The following is an 18,781-nucleotide window of genomic DNA, read 5'->3' on the forward strand; positions in this document are numbered from 1 at the left end:
GAAGTTCCAGATCGGCAGCCACCTCGCCGGAGCACTCGTCACCATCGTCCGAGACGCCACCACCATCGCGTTCTACGACGTCGCTACCGGCGAACTCCTCATCGAACACCCCTGGCCCGAGCCCGGCGTCCGCTACGTCAGCAACGGCAGGCCCCGCGGGCCCCGGAGGACCCCGCCACCGGAACCGTCACCGACGTCTTGACACATGAAGCGTCACCGATCTGCTGATGCGCTTCCGTCACCGAAGTCCTGATACATCACATCTTGGCCAGAGACGGAAGCGATGCCGAAGATGTTCGCGCCTGCTGATGGTTCGGTTGACTCCTGGACCGCTTTCGAGCGGGAAGGATGGCAGCCATGCCGAAGAAGTACACGGACGAGTTCAAGAAGACCGCGGTCGAGCTCGTCGAGTCCGGGTTGTCGCAGAAGCAGGTGTGCGCTGATCTCGGGATCTCGAAGTCCGCGTTGCAAGTGTGGGTGCGCGATGCCCAACTCGAAGAGCGAGGGATCGAGCCCGTGGGCGATGCCGAGGGGCGTCGTGAACAGGCGGCGATGCTGAAGCGGATCAAGGAACTCGAGACGGAGAACCTGATCCTGAGGAAGGCGACAGCGTATCTGTCGCAGGCGAACCTGAAGCTCGGCGGCCAGTCCCCAAAATGATGTTCCCGCTCGTCCAAGACCTTGCCGTGATCGGCGTGCCGATCGCGGTGACGTGCCGGGTGCTGGGGTTCAGCAAGCAGGCCTTCCATCAGTGCAGGAAGCGGCCGTGCTCGCCGCGTGACGAGGAAGAAGCATGGTTGATCAATGCGCTGCGCGACGCTCACGACGACGACCCCGCGTTCGGGTCTCGGCTCCTCTCAGACGAGATCACCGCGGATGGGTATGTGGCAAGCGAGAGACGCGTATGGCGGCTGTGCAACCGGGAGGACATCGTCTCGGTGATCTCCCGGCGCGGCCGCGGGAAGCGGCAAAGGCCGGGGCCGGCGGTGCATGACGACAAGGTCCAGCGTGTGTTCGTCGCGAACGGCCCGACGAGATCTGGCTCACCGACATCACTGAGCACTGGACCGACGACGACAAGCTCTACCTCTGCGCAGTCAAGGACGTGTTCGGGAACAAGATCGTCGGCTACGCGACCGGACCGCGGACGACCGCCCGGCTCGCCGTCACGGCGCTGGAAGACGCCGTTTCCCGGCGCGGGAATGTCGAAGGGTGCATCGTGCACTCGGACCGGGGCAGTCAGGGTGAATTCAACTGGTCGTCGCAACACCTCTATCAGGAGGTGTTCGATGGTTCGTCGTCAGCAGGCCGCGGACAGGGCTGTTCGTCCGAAGCTCCGCTCGCTGGGGCATCCGAAGTTTCAGAAACCCGTCGAGGCGGCGTTCTGGGGCGAGATCGCGAAAGGGCTGATCGAGTTCGAGACCATCATGAACAACGACCTGGCCCTCGCGGCCTAACCAAAACTGTCACCAGTTCCTACATCGGGCCCCTACGTCAACAACGATCCGGGTCGGTACATCTAGAAGCGTCGGCCTCCGCCGGAGCGGCGTCCGGTTCCTCCGAAGGATCCGCCGCCGCCCGAACGGCGTCCGACGCCCCCGAAGGACCCGCCGAAGCCGCCGCCGAACGATCCGCGCGACGAGGACCCCCAGCCGGACCCGCGTCGTGACCCGCCGCTCAGCGCGTTGCCGATGAGGCCGCCCACGATGCCGCCGACGATGTCGCCGCCGATGCCGGACCCGCCGCCGTAGCCGCCGCCGCTTCCGTACGACGACATGTCGCTGCGCGCCTGCGTCGAGGCCTGCTGCGCGAGCGACGCGGCCTGCTGCGCCTCGCGCGCCGCGGTCGCGGGGTCGGTCGACGCGATCGCCGTCGCGTGGTCGAGGGTCGCGCGGGCCTCGGCGAGGCGCGAGCGGGCGGCGGATCCGATCGATCCGCGGCGCGTGCCGATGAACGAGTCCGCCGATTCGATCGCCGTGCGCGCCTGCGCGAGCGCCTGGTCGACCTGTCGCCGCTGGCGGTCGGCCGACTCGACGACCTGATCCATCTGCCGGTTCGCGGTGGCGAGCGCCTCGAGCATCAGGACGGGCTTGCGGGCCGATCCCGCGAGGTTCTCACGCGCCAGGCGGATGCTCTCGGTCGCCGCCTGGACGGCCGCCGCCGCGGACAGCAGACCCTGCGCCCGCGCGATGTCGGACTCGAGGTCGGCGATGAGCGCCTGCGCCTGGTGCTCGGACTCGGCGAAGCGCTTCTCGAGGTTCGTGACGGCCGACGCGAGCTCGCCCGCCTGCGCGAGCGCCTGCTCGGCGTCGTGCAGGTCGAGGGCGGCCTCGCCGGAGTCGCCCGCGTCGAGGTGCGCCTTCGCCTCGGCGAGCTCGGCGTCGGCGAACGCGAGGCGGGAGGCGGCCTGCGCGTCGTTGTCGTCGACGTCGTCGAGCAGGGGAGAGGCGTAGGTCTCGCGCAGCCGAGCGATGTCGGCGGCGATCTGCGCGGGCGCGCCCTCGGCGGCCGCTCGCCGGGCCGTGAGCTCGGCGAGCACCTTCGGCGCGTTCTGCGACAGGCCGCGCAGCTTCTCGAAGTCGTCCGCGCGCGCGTCGAGGTCGGCGTCGGCCTGCTCGAGAAGGCCCACGATCCGCTGCAGCGCGGCCCCGCGCTCTGCGGGCGCGGATCCCTCCGCCTCCTTCTGCAGCGCGAACGACTGCTGGAGCGCCGCCTTGGCACCGTCGAGGGAGCGCTGGTAGTCGGCGGTCGACTCGGCGCCGAACTCGGCCTCGGCGAAGCCCAGCTCCTGCTCCGTCGTCCGCACCGCGTCGTCCATCTCGATGAGCAGGGTCGACGCGTGCTTCTCGAGCTCCGCGAGCTGCTCGGCGGTGGCCGCCTCCTGCTCCTGCCGCGCCCTGCGGGCCTTCGCTCCCCGCGAGATCGCGAGTGCAGCGACGACGATCGCCGCGACGACGACGAGCGCGAGGATCACCCACCAGACGGTGTGGTTCGGCGCCGTGCGCTGCTCCATCTCGTCGGCCGCGGTGTCGACGGCCGCCGCCCAGTCGTCGGTGCCGATCGCGTCGCCGACCGCCGTCTCGATCGCCGAGAGGTCGCTCTCGCCGAGGCCGCCCGACACGGGAGGGGTGAGGTAGAGCTGGCGCGCGTCGGTCGCGATCGACAGCAGGTACTGGTCGGATCCGAGCCCGTTTAGGTCGGCCGTGCCGTTGCTCCACTCCGCCGAGTCGGAGGGGTTCGTGAAGTCGTCGACGAACGCGACCCACAGCTCGACGCCGCTGTCGTCGGCCAGGGTCTGGAGGCGGTCCTGCGCCGCCGACTCCTCCGACGACGAGAGGGCGTCGCTCCCGTCGTAGACGTACGTGCTCCCGAGGGTCACGGGATCGGTCGCGAGCGCGGCGCCCGCTGGAGCGAGCGCGAGGCCTGCGGCCATCGCGAGAGCGGCGAACAGGTGGGCGCGGGCACGGCGCATGTGGATCCCCCTCGTGTGCTTGCCCCGATCCTACGGTGGCACCCGCTTACCCTGAGGGTGATGTTCGAAGACAGGTACGGATCCGATGTCCTCGCCCCCGGCTGGAAGCAGAAGGGGCAGAAGACGTCGCGCCCCGTCCCCGCCGAGATCGACCTCGTGATCGAGGTCGCGGGCGACGGCTTCACGGGCGCGATCACGCGCGTCGAGGCCGGCAACGTCGAGCTCGAGGACTGGAAGGGGCGCCGCCGGCAGTTCCCGCTCGGCTCGGGATTCCTCCTCGAGGGCGAGCCCGTGATCCTCGAGAAGGTCGTCGCGAAGCCGCAGGGCCGCCAGCGCACGGCGTCGGGATCGTTCGCGGCCAGGGACGCCAGGGCGCGCGTCGCGCTTCCGAACCGGATCCTCGTCGAGGGCAAGCACGACGCCGAGCTCGTCGAGAAGGTGTGGGGCGACGACCTGCGCGCCGAGGGCGTCGCCGTCGAGTTCCTCCAGGGGGCCGACCTGCTCCCGGACCTGCTGCGCGACGAGCCGCCGAGCGCGAAGCGGCGCTACGGCGTGCTGCTCGACCACCTCGTCCCGGGGTCGAAGGAGCAGCGCCTCGCCGACCAGATCCTGCGGGGCCCGCACGGCGCGCACATCGCGATCGTCGGACACCCCTTCGTCGACGTGTGGCAGTGCGTGAAGCCGCAGGCGATGGGGATCCCCGCGTGGCCCGTCGTGCCGCGCGGCCAGGACTGGAAGACGGGCATCTGCCGCGGCCTCGGGTGGCCGGCCGACACGAAGGCCGACATCGCGATGGCGTGGAAGCGGATCCTCTCGCGCGTCTCGTCCTACAAGGACCTCGAGCCCGCGCTGCTCGGCCGCGTGGAGGAGTTGATCGATTTCGTGACCGCGCCCTGAATTAGGCTGGGGCGCATGCCCGAACCCGGAACAGGCCGCCGCGAGATCCTCTCGTTCGTTCGTCGCGGCGGGCGCATGTCCGACGGGCAGGAGCGCGCCTGGAACGAGCTCTCGCCGTTCTACCTCTTCGACGTGCCCCGCGCCGAGGGCGTCACGAGCGTCGACCCCGACGCGCGACTCATTCCCTCCGAGGAATACGGTCGCGAGGCGCCGCTCGTCGTCGAGATCGGAACGGGCCAGGGCCACTGCATCGTCAACGCGGCGACGACGCGCCCCGACACCGACTTCCTCGGCATCGAGGTCTATGACTCGGGCCTCGCCCGGACGATGCTCGACGCCGACAGGGCCGGAGCGAAGAACCTGCGCCTCATCGAGGCGAACGCGCCCGAGGTGCTGAAGACGCTGCTGCCCGAGGCCTCGGTCGACGAGGTGTGGATCTTCTTCCCCGACCCGTGGCACAAGGCGCGCCACCACAAGCGCCGCCTCGTGAGCCCCGGATTCGGCGCCGTGGTCGGCAGGGTCCTCCGGCCGGGCGGCGTCCTCCGCCTCGCGACCGACTGGCAGGACTACGCCGACCAGATGGTCGAGGTCCTCGACGCCGAGCCCGAGGTCGAGCGCGCGTTCGACGGCGACTGGGCGCCCCGATTCGACGGCCGCATCATGACGGCCTTCGAGCGCAAGGGCCTCGACAAGGGGCGCGACATCCGCGACCTGACGTACAAGCGGGTCTGACCTGAACGTCCCGGCGCGTTCGCGCGCCCGCCAGCTCGTCGCGATCCGCGGATCGGCGGCCTCCGCCGTCGCGACCGTGATCGCGGCGATCTCGCACACCGTGGGTGGGGGAGCGCCGCCCGCGCCGCTGCTCGTCGTCGGCATGGCGGCCGTGCTCGTGTTCCCGGCCATGGCGCTCATGGGGTCGAGGCCGCGCCCGTTCCGGATCGCGGCGACGACCCTCGCGGCGCAGGGCGCGTTCCACGCGGCCTTCCTCGCGCTCGGCGCGCCCGTCGCGGGCGGCCCATTCGTCGCGGGGCATCACCACCACGACATGGTGCTGCCGCTCGCCGTATCGCATGCGGACGGCGGCATGTGGGGCGCTCACGTCGTGGCGGCTGCCGTCACGATCGCGATCCTGACCTTCGGTGAGCGAGCCGTGCTGCGCGCTCTCTCGTGGGTCGTCGCGCGCTCCGCCGTGCGCGTTCCCGCGCCGCGGGTCGTCCGGTTCCCGCGGATCCTCGCCACGGGCCCCGTCCTCGCCGCGCCGCGCACGCGCGCCGCGGCGCTCGTCGGGCCGCGCGGCCCGCCCCTGCTCTCCTTCTGACACATCCCTTTCCTCGTCCGGAGCCGACCTGGCCCCGGCGATGACCATGCATGCCCGAAGGAAGAGAAATGACCATCACACAGAAGAACCGCGCCCTCCGATACTCGATCGGCGCGATCGCCGTCGCGGCGGGGCTGGTGCTCGTGCCGGCCGCCGCGCAGGCCCACGTCGGCCTTACGTCCGAGGATCCCGCCGTCGCGGGAGCCGACGCCGAGCTCACGTTCGGCTTCAACCACGGCTGCGACGGATCCGCCACGACGGCGCTCGCGATCACGCTGCCCGACGGCCTCACGGGCGTCCACCCCGTGCAGGAGCAGGGCTGGACGATCGACGTCGCGCGCGACAACGCCGACGGCAGCGCGTCGAGCGTCACCTACACGGCCGACACGCCCATCGCGGCCGACCTGCGCGGCGAGGTGCGCATGCTCGTCGGCATCGACGAGAGCGCCGAGGGATCCCTCGCCTTCCCCGTCGAGCAGGTCTGCGAGAGCGGATCCGAGTCGTGGAGCGAGGTCGCCGAGGCCGGTCAGAGCGAGGACGACCTCGAGTCGCCCGCGCCCGTGCTGGCGCTCGCGTCGGCGAGCGAGGCCGCGACGCCCGAGCCCGAGGCGGCGGCCGACGACCAGGGCTCGACGATCGAGCCCGTGACCCTCACGGTCACGATCGCGGCGCTCGTCGTCGCGGTCGGCGCCCTCATCACGGCGATCACCGGCGCGCGGCGCCGGTGCTGAGCTGATCCGAACCCCCGGCCTGGTAATGTCTCTCTGTCCGCCTCCGTAGCTCAGGGGATAGAGCGCCGGTTTCCGGTACCGAAGGTCGGGGGTTCGAATCCCTCCGGGGGCGCCGTGCAATGTCCCGCGACATATGTCTCATATGTCGCGGGACATCTGTCATTTCGGGGCCGACGCTCGCCAGGTCGCCGGTCGCGGGCCGAGCGCCCCGCGATCGCTCAGCCGGCGAGGCCCGCCGCGCCGATCAGCGTCTCGGCGGCGCTGCGGGCGACTCCCGCGGCGTCGGAGGTGCCGGCGATGGCGGCCGTCGTCTGCGCGCCCTCCGCGAGGATCGCGAGCTGGGCGGCGAGCTCGCGGCTGCCGCCGCCTGCAGCCACGATCTCCTCGACGTAGCGCTGGAACGACTGCTTGTGCTCGCGCACGGCCTCGGCGACGCGGCGGCTCGATGAGCCGAGCTCGCCGAACGCGTTGATGAAGCCGCAGCCGCGGAAGTCGGCCTCCTCGAACCAGACGGCGAGGTAGTCGTACACGGCGAGCATGCGCGCGGCAGGGTCGGTCATCCCGTCGACCTCGCGCCTGACCCCGGTCGTCCACATGTCGTGGCGCAAGCCGAGCACGGCGAGGACGATGTCCTCCTTCGCGGGGAACTCCTTGTAGAGAGCTCGCAGCGACACGCCGGCCGCGTCGCGCACCGCGTCGACGCCCACGTTGCCGATCCCGCGGCCGTAGAACAGCTCGTCCGCCGCTTCTATGACCCGATCGCGCACGCTCGTCTTGTCCATGTGACGATCCTACTTGACGTGAGAACGATCGTTCTCTACTGTGATCCGCAGAAGCGAGAACGATCGTTCTCGCGCTTACCTGAGGAGTCACTCATGTCCGGAAATCCGAAGCAGATCTCCCTCGAGCCGGCCGCGCAGGCCTTCGTCGACGCCACGGCCGAGCCCCCGTTCCTCTACCAGCTGCCCCCGGAGGAGGGACGGGCCGCCGTCGACGGCGTGCAGGACGAGCCGATCGAGAAGCCCGACGTCGACGAGGCGTGGATCGACGTGCCGGGCGGCCCCACGGGATCCATCAGGACTCGCATCGTGAAGCCCCTCGGATCCACGGGGCCGCTGCCCGTCGTGCTGTACCTGCACGGGGCCGGCTGGGTGTTCGGGAACGCCCACACGCACGACCGCCTCGTGCGCGACCTCGCGATCGGCGCGGGCGCGGCGGTCGTCTTCCCTGAGTACGACCGCTCGCCCGAGGCGCGCTATCCGCACGCGATCGAGCAGGGCTACGCCGTGGCCCAGTGGGTCGCTTCGCAGGGCGCCGAGCAGGGGCTCGACGGGTCGCGGATCGCGGTCGCCGGCGACTCCGTCGGCGGGAACATGAGCGCCGCGCTGACGCTCATGGCGAAGGAGCGCGGCGACGTCTCGTTCGCGGCGCAGCTGCTGTTCTACCCCGTGACCGACGCGGCGTTCGACACCGCCAGCTACCGCGAGTTCGCCGACGGCTACTTCCTCACGCGCGACGGCATGAAGTGGTTCTGGGATCAGTACACGACGAGCGAGGACGAGCGGGCGCAGATCACGGCGTCGCCGCTGCGGGCGACGCTCGACCAGCTCGCGGGCCTGCCGAAGGCGCTCGTCATCACGGCCGAGGCCGACGTCCTGCGCGACGAGGGCGAGGCGTACGCCGCCCGGCTGCGCCGCACCGGCGTCGAGGTGACGGCCGTGCGCTACGCGGGGATCGTGCACGACTTCGTCATGGTGAACGCCCTCCACGGCACCCAGGCCGCCCGTGGCGCGATCGCCCAGGGCGCGGCCTTCCTCGCCGACGCGCTCGGCGCGTGACGCGACGTGCGGTGCGGGCGGCCCATCGGACCGCCCGCACCGCACGGGGGGAGGGTCAGGCGAAGCGCGCCCGGAGAGCCGTCAGCTCGTCCTGCGTGAGGCCGTGGGCGACGAGGTACTCCGCCGCCCCGCCGAACTCGCGCCGCACATCGGCGAGGACCTCCTCGATGTAGGGCGCGGGCGACTCGAGCATCGCGCCGGTCCACTCGTCGGGGATCGCGGGGATCCCCATCAGCGCGGTAATGTCGTCGACGAAGCCGCGCCCGAGGCGCTCGGCCGACTCGGCGTAGGTGCGCACGATGTCGTCGTCGACGACGTCGACGGCCGCGAGGAGCAGCGCGACGAAGACGCCCGTGCGGTCCTTGCCCGCCGTGCAGTGCACGAGCACGGCCCCGTCGTCGGTCGCGAGGATCTCGCGCATGCCCGCGACGAGATCCTCACCGCGGGTCTGCCAGATCTCGCGGTACACCTCGGGGAGACCCGGGTGCGCGACGGCGCCGCGCAGCGACCGCTCGGCCCGGTCCGCCCCCTCGGCGTCCGGCTCGTGGAGGGGGAGGTGCATGAGGCGCGCGCCGAAGTCGGCGTCGGGGAACTGGGTCGCCTCGGTGCGGCCGCGCAGGTCGATGACGGTCCGCACCCCGTAGGCGCGCAGCGCCGCGATGCCCGGCTCGTCGAGCGCGTGGAGCCCCGCCGTCCGCAGCAGGACGCCGTCGCGCAGAACCGAGCCGTCGGTCGTCCGCAGCCCGCCCACGCCGCGCGCGTTGCGGACGCCGGGTACGTCGACGCCGAGGTGGTCGCCTGTCGGCGGGGCGGTGGTGCCGGGGGATGCTTCGAGTGCGCTCATGCCACCAGCATGGCGTCTGCCGAGGCGACGCGCCTCGCCCGCCGACCTGTAACACCGGTGAAACCGGGCGCACCTACCGTTCCGGGATGCGCATCCTCAAGAACTCCGCCCTGCTCATCGGGATCGGGGCGGTCGCCGGCGGCGTCTTCGGGCTCGTCGCCGGCGACTGGGCCGCGAACCTCAAGTTCGTCGGCGACATGTTCATCCGCCTCATCCAGATGTCGATCGTTCCGCTCGTCATGGCCTCGGTGATCGTCGCGACGGGCGGGATGACCGGCAAGGGTACGGGCAGCCTCATGGCGCGGACCTTCGGGTGGATCCTCGGCTTCTCCGTCGTCTCCGCTGTTCTCGCCTGGGGCCTCAGCGTCGCGTTCCGCCCCGGCCAGGGCATGCGTTTCGACGGCGAGCTCGACCCCTCGCTCGCCGAGCAGGCGGGGGAGGCGGCCGGCTGGCAGGACACGCTCCTGAACTTCGTGTCGACGAACATCGTCGAGGCGATGGCGACCGCGAACATGGTCCCGATCATCGTCTTCTCCCTGATCTTCGGCCTGGCCCTGCAGATCTACGTCAGGAACACCGGCAACAGGCTCGTGCTGCAGGTCGCGGATCAGGTCCAGTCGATCGTTCTGACGATGATCCGCCTCGTCATGCACCTCGCCCCGATCGGCGTCTTCTGCCTGCTCGCGAACCTCACGGGGACGGTCGGCTTCTCCGTCGTGACGTCGGCGCTCGCGTACCTCGGGACGACGGCGGCCGGCGTGATCATCATGACGCTGGTCATGGTGGCTGTGACGTGGGCCGTCACGCGCCTCAACCCCGCCCTCCTGCCCGCGAAGCTCGGCGAACAGACCCTCGTCGCCGTCACCACGACGAGCTCTGCCGTCACGTTTCCCACGGTCCTGCGCAACACCGTCGAGAAGGTCGGCGTGAGCCAGCGGGTCGCGAGTTTCACGCTCTCGGTCGGTATGACGATGGGATCCTGCGGTGCCGTCCTCAACTACACGATCGTCGTCATGTTCCTCGCCCAGGCGGGCGGGATCGAGCTCTCGTTCGGCGAGATCGCGCTCGGCATGATCCTGTCGATCCTGCTGAACATCGGCACCATCACGGTGCCGGGCGGCTTCCCCGTCGTGGGGATGTTCCTCGCGACGTCGCTGGGGCTCCCGTTCGAGGCCGTCGGCCTGCTGATCGCGGTCGACTGGTTCACGGGGATCCTGCGCACGTTCCTCAACGTCAACGGCGACACCTTCGTGACGATGCTCGTCGCCCACCCGACGGGCGACATCGACCGCGAGGTATACGCGGGGCGCAAGACGGTCAGGACGGAGGAGATCGACCTCTCGGAGCTCGAGGACGAGTTCCGCAGGGCCGACGAGCTGGAGTGACGCGGCGGCTCTGCCCCCGCCGACCGGCAGTAGTCTCGCAGGTGGCCCTCGCGAGCGCGGGGGCTTCCCCAACACGCGGTGCTACCGAGGGTCGCAAGCGAGAGAACGCGAGCGCACATGACGCAGGCCATCGACGCCGTCAAGGACCAGATCTTCGCGAGCAACGCCGGAGAGCCCGAATTCCATCAGGCGGTCGCGGAGGTGCTCGACTCGCTCGAGCCCGTGATCGCGCGGCACCCCGAGTATCTGGACATGGCGATCGTGCGCCGCCTCGCCGAGCCCGAGCGGCAGGTCATCTTCCGCGTGCCGTGGATCGACGACTCCGGCCGCGTGCAGATCAACCGCGGCTTCCGCGTCGAGTTCAACTCGGCTCTCGGCCCGTACAAGGGCGGCCTGCGGTTCCACCCGTCGGTCAACCTCGGCATCGTGAAGTTCCTGGGCTTCGAGCAGATCTTCAAGAACGCGCTCACGGGACTGCCCATCGGCGGCGGCAAGGGCGGGAGCGACTTCGACCCGCGCGGGCGCAGCGAGCGCGAGATCATGGCGTTCTGTCAGTCGTTCATGACCGAGCTGCACCGCCACATCGGCGAGCACACCGACGTGCCTGCCGGCGACATCGGCGTGGGCGGCCGCGAGATCGGCTACCTGTTCGGGCAGTACAAGCGGCTCACCAACCGCTTCGAGGCCGGCGTCCTCACCGGCAAGGGGCGGACAGGGGGCGGATCCCTCGTGCGCCCCGAGGCGACGGGGGACGGCACGGTCTTCTTCGCCGAGGCGATGCTCGCCGCGCGCGGCGAGAGCTTCGCGGGAAAGACCGTGGCGGTGTCGGGATCCGGCAACGTCGCGACCTACGCGATCGAGAAGGCCCACCAGCTGGGCGCGCGGGTCGTCACGGCGTCCGACTCGTCGGGCGCCATCCACGATCCCGACGGCATCGACCTCGATCTTCTGAAGCAGATCAAGGAGACCGAGCGCGGGCGCATCGGCGAGTACGCCGAGCGTCGCGGGGGTCGTGCCGAGTTCCGCCCCGACGCGTCGCTCGTGTGGCGGATCCCCGTCGACATCGCCCTGCCGAGCGCGACCCAGAACGAGCTGGACGGCGCCTCGGCGCGCGCTCGTCGAGGGCGGCGTGCGCGTCGTCGCCGAGGGCGCGAACATGCCGTCCACGCCGGAGGCCGTCGGGGTGTTCCGCGAGGCGGGCGTGCTCTTCGGGCCGGCGAAGGCCGCGAACGCGGGAGGCGTCGCGACGAGCGCCCTCGAGATGCAGCAGAACGCGTCGCGCGACTCGTGGTCGTTCGAGCACACCGAGGCGCGCCTGCACGAGATCATGACCGACATCCACACGCGCTGCCGCGAGACGGCGGCCGAGTACGGGCACGAGGACGACTACGTCCTGGGAGCCAACATCGCGGGCTTCTCGAAGGTCGTCGACGCGATGATCGCGCAGGGCGTCGTCTGAGCCCGCGCAGGTAGACCGCGAGAAGCCAGTCATCCTGGCCCGTGAAGTCGGCCGGCGCGCCGTCGGGCAGCGTGCGCGTGAGCTGGATGATCCCGAGGAGGAAGCGCGCGGCCGTGACGTCGGCCGCGACGAGCCCCGCCTCGCGTGCGACCGCGAGCGTCTCGGCGACGGTCGCGATCGTGCGCTCGCGATCCGCGAGCAGGTCCGCGATGTCCGACTCCCGGATCTCCCGCGAGAGGGCTGACGCGAGCGCCGGGCTCCAGGTGGCCTACGACGACGTCGCCCCGCTGACCGAGGACGACCCGACGGGATCCGCGATCGCGCTCCTGGGCCTCCCTCTCGTCTTCGGCGGCAACGTCTCGGCGATCCTCCTCATCACCCTCTTCAAGCGCCACCGCGTCGTCCGCGTGGTCGGCGGCCTCCTGACGGCGGCTGTGGGCGGCGTCGCGACGACGTACTTCCTGCAGGAGATCCTGCACGTCGTCGACGGGCGCTTCTGGCTCACCGCCGCGGCGCTCGGCCTCGGCATCGCCGCGATCAACGTGCTGCTGCTCGCGCTCCACAACCTCTTCGGCATGGCCGGCATCGGCCAGTTCCTGCCCATCGGCGCGGCGGGAACCGCGGTTCGATCCGCCGCGTTCTTCGACGGCGCGGGCACGGCTTTCCTCGTGCTCGGCTGCTGGGCGCTCGCGGGCGCCGTCGTCGCGTCGATCGCCTTCCGCGCGAAGAAGGCGGCGCCGACGGTCGCAGCCTAGGCCGCAGGCACCAGCCGTTCGAGCTCGTCCGCGAGCTTCTCGGCGAGGTAGGCGTGGCCCGCATCGCTCGGGTGCAGGGCCGCGTCCGCCGACTGGTCGATCACGGTGTCGTAGTTGTCCTCCGTGATCCAGTCGTCCTGGATCGGCGAGATGTAGGTCAGGCCCTCCTGGGCCGCGGCCTCGTCGAGCATCTCGTCGAGCTCGGCCGTCGCGTCCTGGACGGGAAGTACCTGGGGCGCGGGGCCGAGCACGATGATCTCGGCGTCGGGATACTTCGCCTCGAGCGCGTTCCACACCGCGATCGCGGCCTTCTCGTACTTGTAGAGCTTCTTGTCGCGGTCGTTGATGGATCCCTGCACGACGATCACGTCGGGGTCCAGGTCGGCGGGAAGGGAGAGGACCCGCGTTCCGTAGACCTCGCCGTCGGATCCGGGGGAGAGGTAGCCGGATCCGTTCTCGCCGTCGACCGTCGTCGGCCAGCCGAGGATCTCGCCCGTGAGCGTCGCGTAGCGCTTGTCGGTCGACGTCGCCGCGAGGCCGTTGGTCCACGAGTCGCCGAAGATCAGCATCGTCGGGTCGGCCGGGAGCTCTCCCGCCGGCCGGGCGGCCGCCGCCGACGGGTCGGGGGTCGGCGTCGCGGTCTGCCCGAAGTCGGGCCAGTCGGCCGAGACGTCGATGCCCTGCGACTGCGCCGCGCACCCGCTGAGCAGTGCGACGGAGCAGAGAGCCAGCGCGGCGGTGAGGCGGGGCACAGGTCGGGTCACCCGTCCAGCGTAAACTTCGAAGCGCTATGACTCCCGATGATCTCGCCTCCGTTCTGCTCACCGTGCTCCGGGCCGCCGCCGAGCGCCGCAGCCCCGAGGAGCCCCTCACCGCGACGGCAGCCGACATCACGGTCGAGCGCCCCCGGAACCGCGACCACGGCGACTGGGCGACGAACGTCGCGATGAAGTTCGCGAAGAGGCTCGGAACGAACCCCCGCGAGCTCGCGGGCGAGATCGCCGCAGGCCTCGAGGCGGTCGACGGCGTCGCCTCGGTCGAGGTCGCGGGCCCCGGCTTCATCAACGTGCGCCTCGAGGCGGGCGCGGCTGGAGCCCTCGCGAAGACGATCGTCGACGCGGGAGACGCGTACGGCCGCGGCGACTCGCAGGCCGGCAACAGCATCAACCTCGAGTTCGTGAGCGGCAACCCCACGGGTCCGCTCCACATCGGCCACACGCGCTGGGCCGCGCTCGGCGACTCGATCGGCCGCCTGCTCGAGGCGTCGGGCGCGAACGTCGCCCGCGAGTACTACATCAACGACGCGGGCGCGCAGATGGACCGCTTCGGCGCGAGCGTCCTCGCCGCGATCACGGGCCGGCCGGCGCCCGAAGACGGTTACAAGGGCGCCTACATCGACGACCTCGGCAAGGCCGTCGTCGCGAAGGACCCGACGGTCCTCGACGCCGCGGATCCCGAGGCCGCCGTGCGCGAGGTCGCGTACGAGCTGCAGCTCGCCGAGATCCAGGAGTCGCTCGCGAAGTTCAACGTGCACTTCGACGTGTGGTTCTCGGAGCGCACGCTGCACGCGGGTGACCCGAGCCTCATCGACCAGGCCGTCGAGCGCCTGCGCGAGCAGGGCCACGTCTACGACGAGGACGACGCCGTCTGGGTGCGCACGACCGAGTTCGGCGACGACAAGGACCGCGTGATCCGCCGCGGAAACGGCGTCTACACGTACTTCGCCGCCGACGCCGCGTACTACCTCGACAAGGGCGACCGCGGCTACAAGCACAAGATCTACCTCCTCGGCGCCGACCACCACGGCTACGTGCACCGCCTCAAGGCGCTCGCGGGCGCCGCGGGCGACGACCCCGAGGCCGACATCGAGGTCCTCATCGGCCAGCTCGTCTCGGTCAACGGGGCCAAGCTCTCGAAGCGCGCCGGCAACATCATCGAGCTCGACGACCTGCGCGACTGGATCGGCACCGACGCGCTGCGCTACTCGCTCGCGCGCTTCCCCGCCGATTCGCCGCTCTCGCTCGACCCCGAGCTGCTGCGCAAGCGCACGAACGACAACCCCGTCTTCTACGTGCAGTACGCGCACGCCCGTACCGTCAACGTCGCCCGCAACGCGTCCGACGCCGGCGTCACCCGCGACGCGTTCCAGCCCGAGCTGCTCGAGCACGACACCGAGAGCGCCCTCCTCGGCGCGCTGCAGGAGTTCCCGCGCGTCGTCGCCTTCGCCGCCGAGCAGCGCGAGCCGCACCGCGTCGCGCGCTACCTCGAGGAGCTCGCGGGCCTCTACCACCGCTGGTACGACAGCTGCCGCGTCACGCCCAAGGGCGACGAGCCGATCGAGCCCGTGCACGGCACGCGCCTCTGGCTCAACGACGCCACGGGGCAGGTCCTGCGCAACGGGCTCTCGCTCCTCGGCGTCTCGGCGCCCGAGCGCATGTAAGTAAACTCGGTCCGTGGTCTCCGAGCACCCCGCCCCCTTCGTGCCCGAATGGCTCGTCGCGCCCGACGACGCCAACGATCTCGCGCCCCTCGTGTGGCCCGAGTCGGCGTCGCGCACGGGCGACGGCGTGCTCGCGATCGGGGGAGTCCCCGCGACCGAGCTCGCGGCGCGGTTCGGGACGCCGCTCTACGTCATCGACGAGGACGGCGTGCGCGCCCGCGCCCGCGAGGTCCTCGCGGCGTTCCGCTCGGCCGCCGAGGCGCACGGATCCCGCGCCCGCGTCTACTACGCGAGCAAGGCCATGATCACGACCGAGATCGTGCGCTGGGTTCGCGAGGAGGGCCTCGCCGTCGACGTCGCGTCGGGCGGGGAGCTCGAGATCGCGCTCGCCGCGGGCGCCGATCCGTTCCACATCGGCCTGCACGGCAACAACAAGCTCCCAAGCGAGCTCGAGCGCGCGATCGAGGTCGGCGTCGGGTCGATCGTCATCGACAGCGAGATCGAGCTCGAGCGGATCGTCGGGATCGCCCGGCGCCGCGGGGTCACGCAGCGCGTGCTCCTGCGCGTCAACACGGGCGTGCACGCCGAGACGCACGACTTCCTCGCGACGGCGCACGAGGATCAGAAGTTCGGCTTCCCGCTCGCGCGCGCCGAGGACCTCGTGGCGCGGATCCGCGAGCACTCCGAGCTCGAGTTCATGGGCCTGCACTGCCACATCGGCTCGCAGATCTTCGGCGCCTCCGGCTTCGCCGAGTCCGCCGAGCGCCTCGTCGAGGTGCACGCGCGCCTGCTCGAGGGAGGCCCCGTCCCCGTCATGAACCTTGGCGGCGGCTTCGGCATCGCCTACACGCGCGTCGACGACCCGACGCCGATCGCCGACCTCGCGGCCGGCATCGTCGAGGCCGTCGCGGGCGTCTGCGTCGCGCGGGGGATCCCGCTGCCGAACCTCGCGTTCGAGCCGGGCCGCACGATCATCGGCCGCGCCGGCGTGACGCTCTACGAGGTCGGCACGACGAAGGCCGTCCGTGTCGACGACGAGCACGAGCGCCTCTACGTCTCCGTCGACGGCGGCATGAGCGACAACGCGCGCACGGCGCTCTACGGGGCGCAGTACTCGGCGCGGATCGCGTCGCGCGTCTCGTCGGCCGGCCCCGTCGTCTCGCGCGTCGTCGGCCGCCACTGCGAGTCGGGCGACATCGTCGTCGACCACGAGCACCTCCCGGGCGACGTCGCTCCGGGCGACCTGCTCGCGGTCCCCGCGACGGGGGCCTACTGCTACTCGCTGTCCAGCAACTACAACGCCGTTCCCCGCCCGCCGGTGGTGGCCGTCTCGGGCGGATCCGCCCGCGCGATCGTGCGCCGAGAGACCATCGCCGACCTGCTCGCCCGCGACCTGGGCGTCCACCCGAATGAGGTAGCCGAATGATCGATCACCGCACGCTGCGCGTCGCCCTGCTCGGGGCCGGATCCGTGGGATCCCAGGTCGCGAACCTGCTGATCGAGCGCGCCGACGAGCTCGAGGAGCGCACGGGCGCCCGCCTCGAGCTCTCGGGCATCGCGGTCCGCGACGTCGACGCCCCGCGCGACGTCGAGCTCCCGCGCGAGCTGCTCACGACCGACGCGTCGCAGCTCATCCTCGGCAGCGACATCGTGATCGAGCTCATGGGCGGCATCGAGCCCGCCAGGACGCTGATCCTCGAGGCGCTGAACTCGGGCGCCGACGTCGTCACGGGCAACAAGGCGCTCCTCGCGACGCACGGCGCCGAGATCTTCGACGCCGCCGACCAGGTCGGCGCGTCCGTCTCGTACGAGGCCGCCGTCGCGGGCGCGATCCCGATCATCCGCCCGCTCAAGGACTCGCTCGCGGGCGACCGCGTCAAGCGGATCTTCGGCATCGTCAACGGCTCGACGAACTACATCCTCGACCGCATGGACCGCGACGGCCTCTCGGCCGACGAGGCCATGTCGATCGCGGCCGAGCTGGGCTACCTCGAGGCCGACCCGACGCTCGACGTCGAGGGCTACGACGCCGCGCAGAAGGCCGCGATCCTCGCGAGCCTCGCGTTCCATACGACGGTGTCGATCGACGACGTCCACCGCGAGGGCATCACCTCCGTGACGGGCGAGATGGTCGAGAGCGCGCGCCGCGCGGGCCTCGTCATCAAGCTCCTCGCGGTGTGCGAGCGCCTCGGCGAGGGCGACGACGAGTCGATCTCCGTGCGCGTGTACCCGGCCCTCATCAGCCGCGAGCACCCCCTCGCGAGCGTGCGCGGCGGCAACAACGCGGTGTTCGTCGAGGCCGAGGCCGCGGGCGACCTCATGTTCTACGGCGCGGGCGCGGGCGGGATCCAGACGGCCTCCGCCGTCATGGGCGACGTCGTCTCGGCCGCCCGCCGCCACATCGCGGGCGGCGTCGGCGTCGGCGAGTCGCCGCGCGGCGACCTGCCCGTCGCGCCCATCGGCGCCATCGTGACGCGCTACCAGATCCGCCTCGAGGTGTCGGACGAGCCGGGCGCGCTCGAGGCCATCGCGCGCGCGTTCAGCGCCGGCGGCGTCTCTCTCGCGACCGTCGAGCAGACGACGATCGAGACCGACGACGGCGCGCCCACGGCGCAGATCGTCATCGGCACCCACCGCGCCCACGAGGAGGACCTCAGCGACATCGTCGCGGCCCTCGCGGCGAGCGAGGTCGTCGAGCGCGTCGCCTCCGTCCTCCGGGTGGAGGGCGAGTGACCGCCCGCACCGCCTCGGTGCGCGTCCCGGCGACGAGCGCCAACCTCGGCCCCGGCTTCGACACGCTGGGCCTCGCGCTCAGCGTCTACGACGAGGTCGACGTGACGGCGCTCCCCGCGGGCGAGCTCGAGATCGAGGTCACGGGAACGGGATCCGCCGAGATCCCGCGCGACGAGTCGCACCTCATCGCGCGCACCATCCGCTACTGCTTCGAGGCCGTCGGGCGCACGGCGCCCGGCCTGCGCATCGTCGCCCGCAACGGTATCCCGCACGGCAAGGGCCTCGGCTCCTCCGGTGCGGCGGTCGCGGCAGGCGTGCTCGCGGCGAAGGGCCTGCTCGCGGGCGACGCCGAGCTGACCGACACCGATCTCCTGCGCCTCGCGACCGAGCTCGAGGGCCACCCCGACAACGTCGCCCCCGCGCTCTTCGGCGGCCTGACGATCGCCTGGACCGAGAACGGCGCCCCGCGACACAAGAAGCTCCTCGTGCACCGCGGCGTCGCGCCCCTCGTCTTCGTGCCCGACCGCACGATGTCGACCTCGACGGCGCGCAGCGTGCTCGACGCCGAGGTCTCGCGCGAGGACGCCGTGTTCAACGTCTCGCGCTCGGCCCTGCTCATCGCGGCGCTGACGCAGAGCCCCGACCTCCTGCTCTCGGCGACCGAGGACAAGCTCCATCAGGAGCGTCGCGGCGCCCAGATGCCCGAGACCTTCGCCCTCGTCGGGGCGCTCCGCGAGCGGGGTTTCGCGGCCGTCGTCTCGGGCGCGGGGCCCAGCGTCCTCGTGCTCGCCGACGGCCCCGGGGCGCGCCTCGAGGCCGCCCGCGTCGCCGAGGAGGCCGCCGGATCCTGGCAGCCGCTCATGCTCGCCGTCGACTTCCTCGGCGGAACCGTCAAGCTCACGTGAGGAA

16 protein-coding genes, 1 tRNA gene and 5 pseudogenes are annotated in these 18,781 nt (G+C 71.4%); 17 read left to right on the top strand and 5 right to left on the bottom strand.

The window, feature by feature from the left end; all coding sequences use genetic code 11:
* The 5 genes and pseudogenes from H576_RS17000 to H576_RS17010 form a co-directional block, all read left to right on the top strand.
* Nucleotides 1-202 (top strand): annotated as a pseudogene (locus H576_RS17000) (hypothetical protein); the annotation flags it as partial.
* Nucleotides 203-357: 155 nt separating this feature from the next.
* Nucleotides 358-660, top strand: coding sequence for an IS3 family transposase (locus H576_RS0111065; protein WP_029150988.1), 303 nt, complete (start codon nt 358-360; stop codon nt 658-660).
* A pseudogene (locus H576_RS17370) lies at nt 660-941 on the top strand (helix-turn-helix domain-containing protein); the annotation flags it as partial. The gene H576_RS0111065 and the pseudogene H576_RS17370, both read left to right, overlap by 1 nt.
* Before the next feature lie 92 nt (nt 942-1,033).
* Nucleotides 1,034-1,231: pseudogene (locus H576_RS17375) on the top strand (DDE-type integrase/transposase/recombinase); the annotation flags it as partial.
* A gap of 58 nt (nt 1,232-1,289) precedes the next feature.
* Nucleotides 1,290-1,457, top strand: a complete 168-nt coding sequence (locus H576_RS17010; RefSeq protein ID WP_211215812.1) for a hypothetical protein — start codon at nt 1,290-1,292, stop codon at nt 1,455-1,457.
* A 62-nt stretch (nt 1,458-1,519) separates the two neighbouring features.
* On the opposite strand, the gene H576_RS0111075 is transcribed toward H576_RS17010, so the two are convergent.
* A complete protein-coding gene (locus tag H576_RS0111075; protein WP_036320643.1) occupies nt 1,520-3,472 on the bottom strand; it encodes a TPM domain-containing protein in 1,953 nt (650 codons plus the stop codon).
* A gap of 60 nt (nt 3,473-3,532) precedes the next feature.
* Here H576_RS0111075 and H576_RS0111080 point away from each other — a divergent pair, with 60 nt between their 5' ends.
* The 5 genes from H576_RS0111080 to H576_RS0111100 all read left to right on the top strand — a co-directional run bounded on the left by H576_RS0111080 (nt 3,533) and on the right by H576_RS0111100 (nt 6,530).
* The gene (locus H576_RS0111080) at nt 3,533-4,369 is read left to right on the top strand and encodes a DUF3097 family protein (protein WP_036320646.1); all 837 of its coding nucleotides are present in this window, start codon (nt 3,533-3,535) and stop codon (nt 4,367-4,369) included.
* A gap of 15 nt (nt 4,370-4,384) precedes the next feature.
* Nucleotides 4,385-5,101: a tRNA (guanosine(46)-N7)-methyltransferase TrmB gene (gene trmB / locus H576_RS0111085; RefSeq protein ID WP_029150991.1), complete on the top strand. Its 717-nt coding sequence runs from the start codon at nt 4,385-4,387 to the stop codon at nt 5,099-5,101.
* A gap of 76 nt (nt 5,102-5,177) precedes the next feature.
* The gene (locus tag H576_RS0111090) at nt 5,178-5,687 is read left to right on the top strand and encodes a hypothetical protein (RefSeq protein ID WP_051172665.1); all 510 of its coding nucleotides are present in this window, start codon (nt 5,178-5,180) and stop codon (nt 5,685-5,687) included.
* 68 nt (nt 5,688-5,755) lie between these two features.
* The gene (locus tag H576_RS0111095; protein WP_029150993.1) at nt 5,756-6,418 is read left to right on the top strand and encodes a YcnI family copper-binding membrane protein; all 663 of its coding nucleotides are present in this window, start codon (nt 5,756-5,758) and stop codon (nt 6,416-6,418) included.
* Nucleotides 6,419-6,457: 39 nt separating this feature from the next.
* Nucleotides 6,458-6,530: transfer RNA gene (locus H576_RS0111100), tRNA-Arg, on the top strand.
* Between the two features lie 106 nt (nt 6,531-6,636).
* Here H576_RS0111100 and H576_RS0111105 read toward each other — a convergent pair.
* Complete coding sequence (locus H576_RS0111105) at nt 6,637-7,200, bottom strand: TetR/AcrR family transcriptional regulator (protein WP_029150994.1); 564 nt, start codon at nt 7,198-7,200, stop codon at nt 6,637-6,639.
* A 93-nt stretch (nt 7,201-7,293) separates the two neighbouring features.
* On the opposite strand from H576_RS0111105, the gene H576_RS0111110 reads away from it, so the two are divergent.
* Nucleotides 7,294-8,256 (top strand): alpha/beta hydrolase, encoded by a 963-nt coding sequence (locus tag H576_RS0111110; RefSeq protein ID WP_029150995.1) that lies wholly within the window; start codon nt 7,294-7,296, stop codon nt 8,254-8,256.
* Nucleotides 8,257-8,311: 55 nt separating this feature from the next.
* Here H576_RS0111110 and H576_RS0111115 read toward each other — a convergent pair whose 3' ends face one another.
* Complete coding sequence (locus H576_RS0111115; protein ID WP_029150996.1) at nt 8,312-9,100, bottom strand: tyrosine-protein phosphatase; 789 nt, start codon at nt 9,098-9,100, stop codon at nt 8,312-8,314.
* Nucleotides 9,101-9,186: 86 nt separating this feature from the next.
* Between H576_RS0111115 and H576_RS0111120 the strand changes: the two genes are divergently transcribed.
* Both H576_RS0111120 and gdhA read left to right on the top strand, forming a co-directional pair.
* Nucleotides 9,187-10,485: a dicarboxylate/amino acid:cation symporter gene (locus H576_RS0111120; protein WP_029150997.1), complete on the top strand. Its 1,299-nt coding sequence runs from the start codon at nt 9,187-9,189 to the stop codon at nt 10,483-10,485.
* Between the two features lie 117 nt (nt 10,486-10,602).
* A pseudogene (gdhA, locus tag H576_RS15515) lies at nt 10,603-11,944 on the top strand (NADP-specific glutamate dehydrogenase).
* 55 nt (nt 11,945-11,999) lie between these two features.
* On the opposite strand, the pseudogene H576_RS17380 reads toward gdhA, so the two are convergent.
* Nucleotides 12,000-12,170 (bottom strand): annotated as a pseudogene (locus H576_RS17380) (hypothetical protein); the annotation flags it as partial.
* A gap of 525 nt (nt 12,171-12,695) precedes the next feature.
* Complete coding sequence (locus H576_RS15525) at nt 12,696-13,463, bottom strand: SGNH/GDSL hydrolase family protein (RefSeq protein WP_245559171.1); 768 nt, start codon at nt 13,461-13,463, stop codon at nt 12,696-12,698.
* A 26-nt stretch (nt 13,464-13,489) separates the two neighbouring features.
* On the opposite strand from H576_RS15525, the gene argS reads away from it, so the two are divergent.
* The 4 genes from argS to thrB are packed head-to-tail and all read left to right on the top strand — an operon-like array spanning nt 13,490 to nt 18,777.
* The gene (gene argS / locus H576_RS0111140; RefSeq protein WP_029150998.1) at nt 13,490-15,139 is read left to right on the top strand and encodes an arginine--tRNA ligase; all 1,650 of its coding nucleotides are present in this window, start codon (nt 13,490-13,492) and stop codon (nt 15,137-15,139) included.
* Between the two features lie 13 nt (nt 15,140-15,152).
* Nucleotides 15,153-16,565, top strand: coding sequence for a diaminopimelate decarboxylase (gene lysA / locus H576_RS0111145; protein ID WP_029150999.1), 1,413 nt, complete (start codon nt 15,153-15,155; stop codon nt 16,563-16,565).
* Nucleotides 16,562-17,872: a homoserine dehydrogenase gene (locus H576_RS0111150; protein ID WP_029151000.1), complete on the top strand. Its 1,311-nt coding sequence runs from the start codon at nt 16,562-16,564 to the stop codon at nt 17,870-17,872. Before lysA ends, H576_RS0111150 begins: the two co-directional genes overlap by 4 nt.
* Nucleotides 17,869-18,777 (top strand): homoserine kinase, encoded by a 909-nt coding sequence (gene thrB / locus H576_RS0111155; RefSeq protein ID WP_029151001.1) that lies wholly within the window; start codon nt 17,869-17,871, stop codon nt 18,775-18,777. Before H576_RS0111150 ends, thrB begins: the two co-directional genes overlap by 4 nt.
* Nucleotides 18,778-18,781 lie beyond the last annotated feature (4 nt).

The sequence above is a fragment of the Microbacterium indicum DSM 19969 genome, from assembly GCF_000422385.1.
GTDB classification, from domain to species: domain Bacteria; phylum Actinomycetota; class Actinomycetes; order Actinomycetales; family Microbacteriaceae; genus Microbacterium; species Microbacterium indicum.

Coding starts and splice junctions, on each gene's coding strand:
- H576_RS0111065 (WP_029150988.1), top strand. CDS start 358: ATGCCGAAGAAGTACACGGACGAGTTCAAGAAGACCGCGGTCGAGCTC.
- H576_RS17010 (WP_211215812.1), top strand. CDS start 1,290: ATGGTTCGTCGTCAGCAGGCCGCGGACAGGGCTGTTCGTCCGAAGCTC.
- H576_RS0111075 (WP_036320643.1), bottom strand. CDS start 3,472: ATGCGCCGTGCCCGCGCCCACCTGTTCGCCGCTCTCGCGATGGCCGCA.
- H576_RS0111080 (WP_036320646.1), top strand. CDS start 3,533: ATGTTCGAAGACAGGTACGGATCCGATGTCCTCGCCCCCGGCTGGAAG.
- trmB (WP_029150991.1), top strand. CDS start 4,385: ATGCCCGAACCCGGAACAGGCCGCCGCGAGATCCTCTCGTTCGTTCGT.
- H576_RS0111095 (WP_029150993.1), top strand. CDS start 5,756: ATGACCATCACACAGAAGAACCGCGCCCTCCGATACTCGATCGGCGCG.
- H576_RS0111105 (WP_029150994.1), bottom strand. CDS start 7,200: ATGGACAAGACGAGCGTGCGCGATCGGGTCATAGAAGCGGCGGACGAG.
- H576_RS0111110 (WP_029150995.1), top strand. CDS start 7,294: ATGTCCGGAAATCCGAAGCAGATCTCCCTCGAGCCGGCCGCGCAGGCC.
- H576_RS0111115 (WP_029150996.1), bottom strand. CDS start 9,100: ATGAGCGCACTCGAAGCATCCCCCGGCACCACCGCCCCGCCGACAGGC.
- H576_RS0111120 (WP_029150997.1), top strand. CDS start 9,187: ATGCGCATCCTCAAGAACTCCGCCCTGCTCATCGGGATCGGGGCGGTC.
- argS (WP_029150998.1), top strand. CDS start 13,490: ATGACTCCCGATGATCTCGCCTCCGTTCTGCTCACCGTGCTCCGGGCC.
- H576_RS0111150 (WP_029151000.1), top strand. CDS start 16,562: ATGATCGATCACCGCACGCTGCGCGTCGCCCTGCTCGGGGCCGGATCC.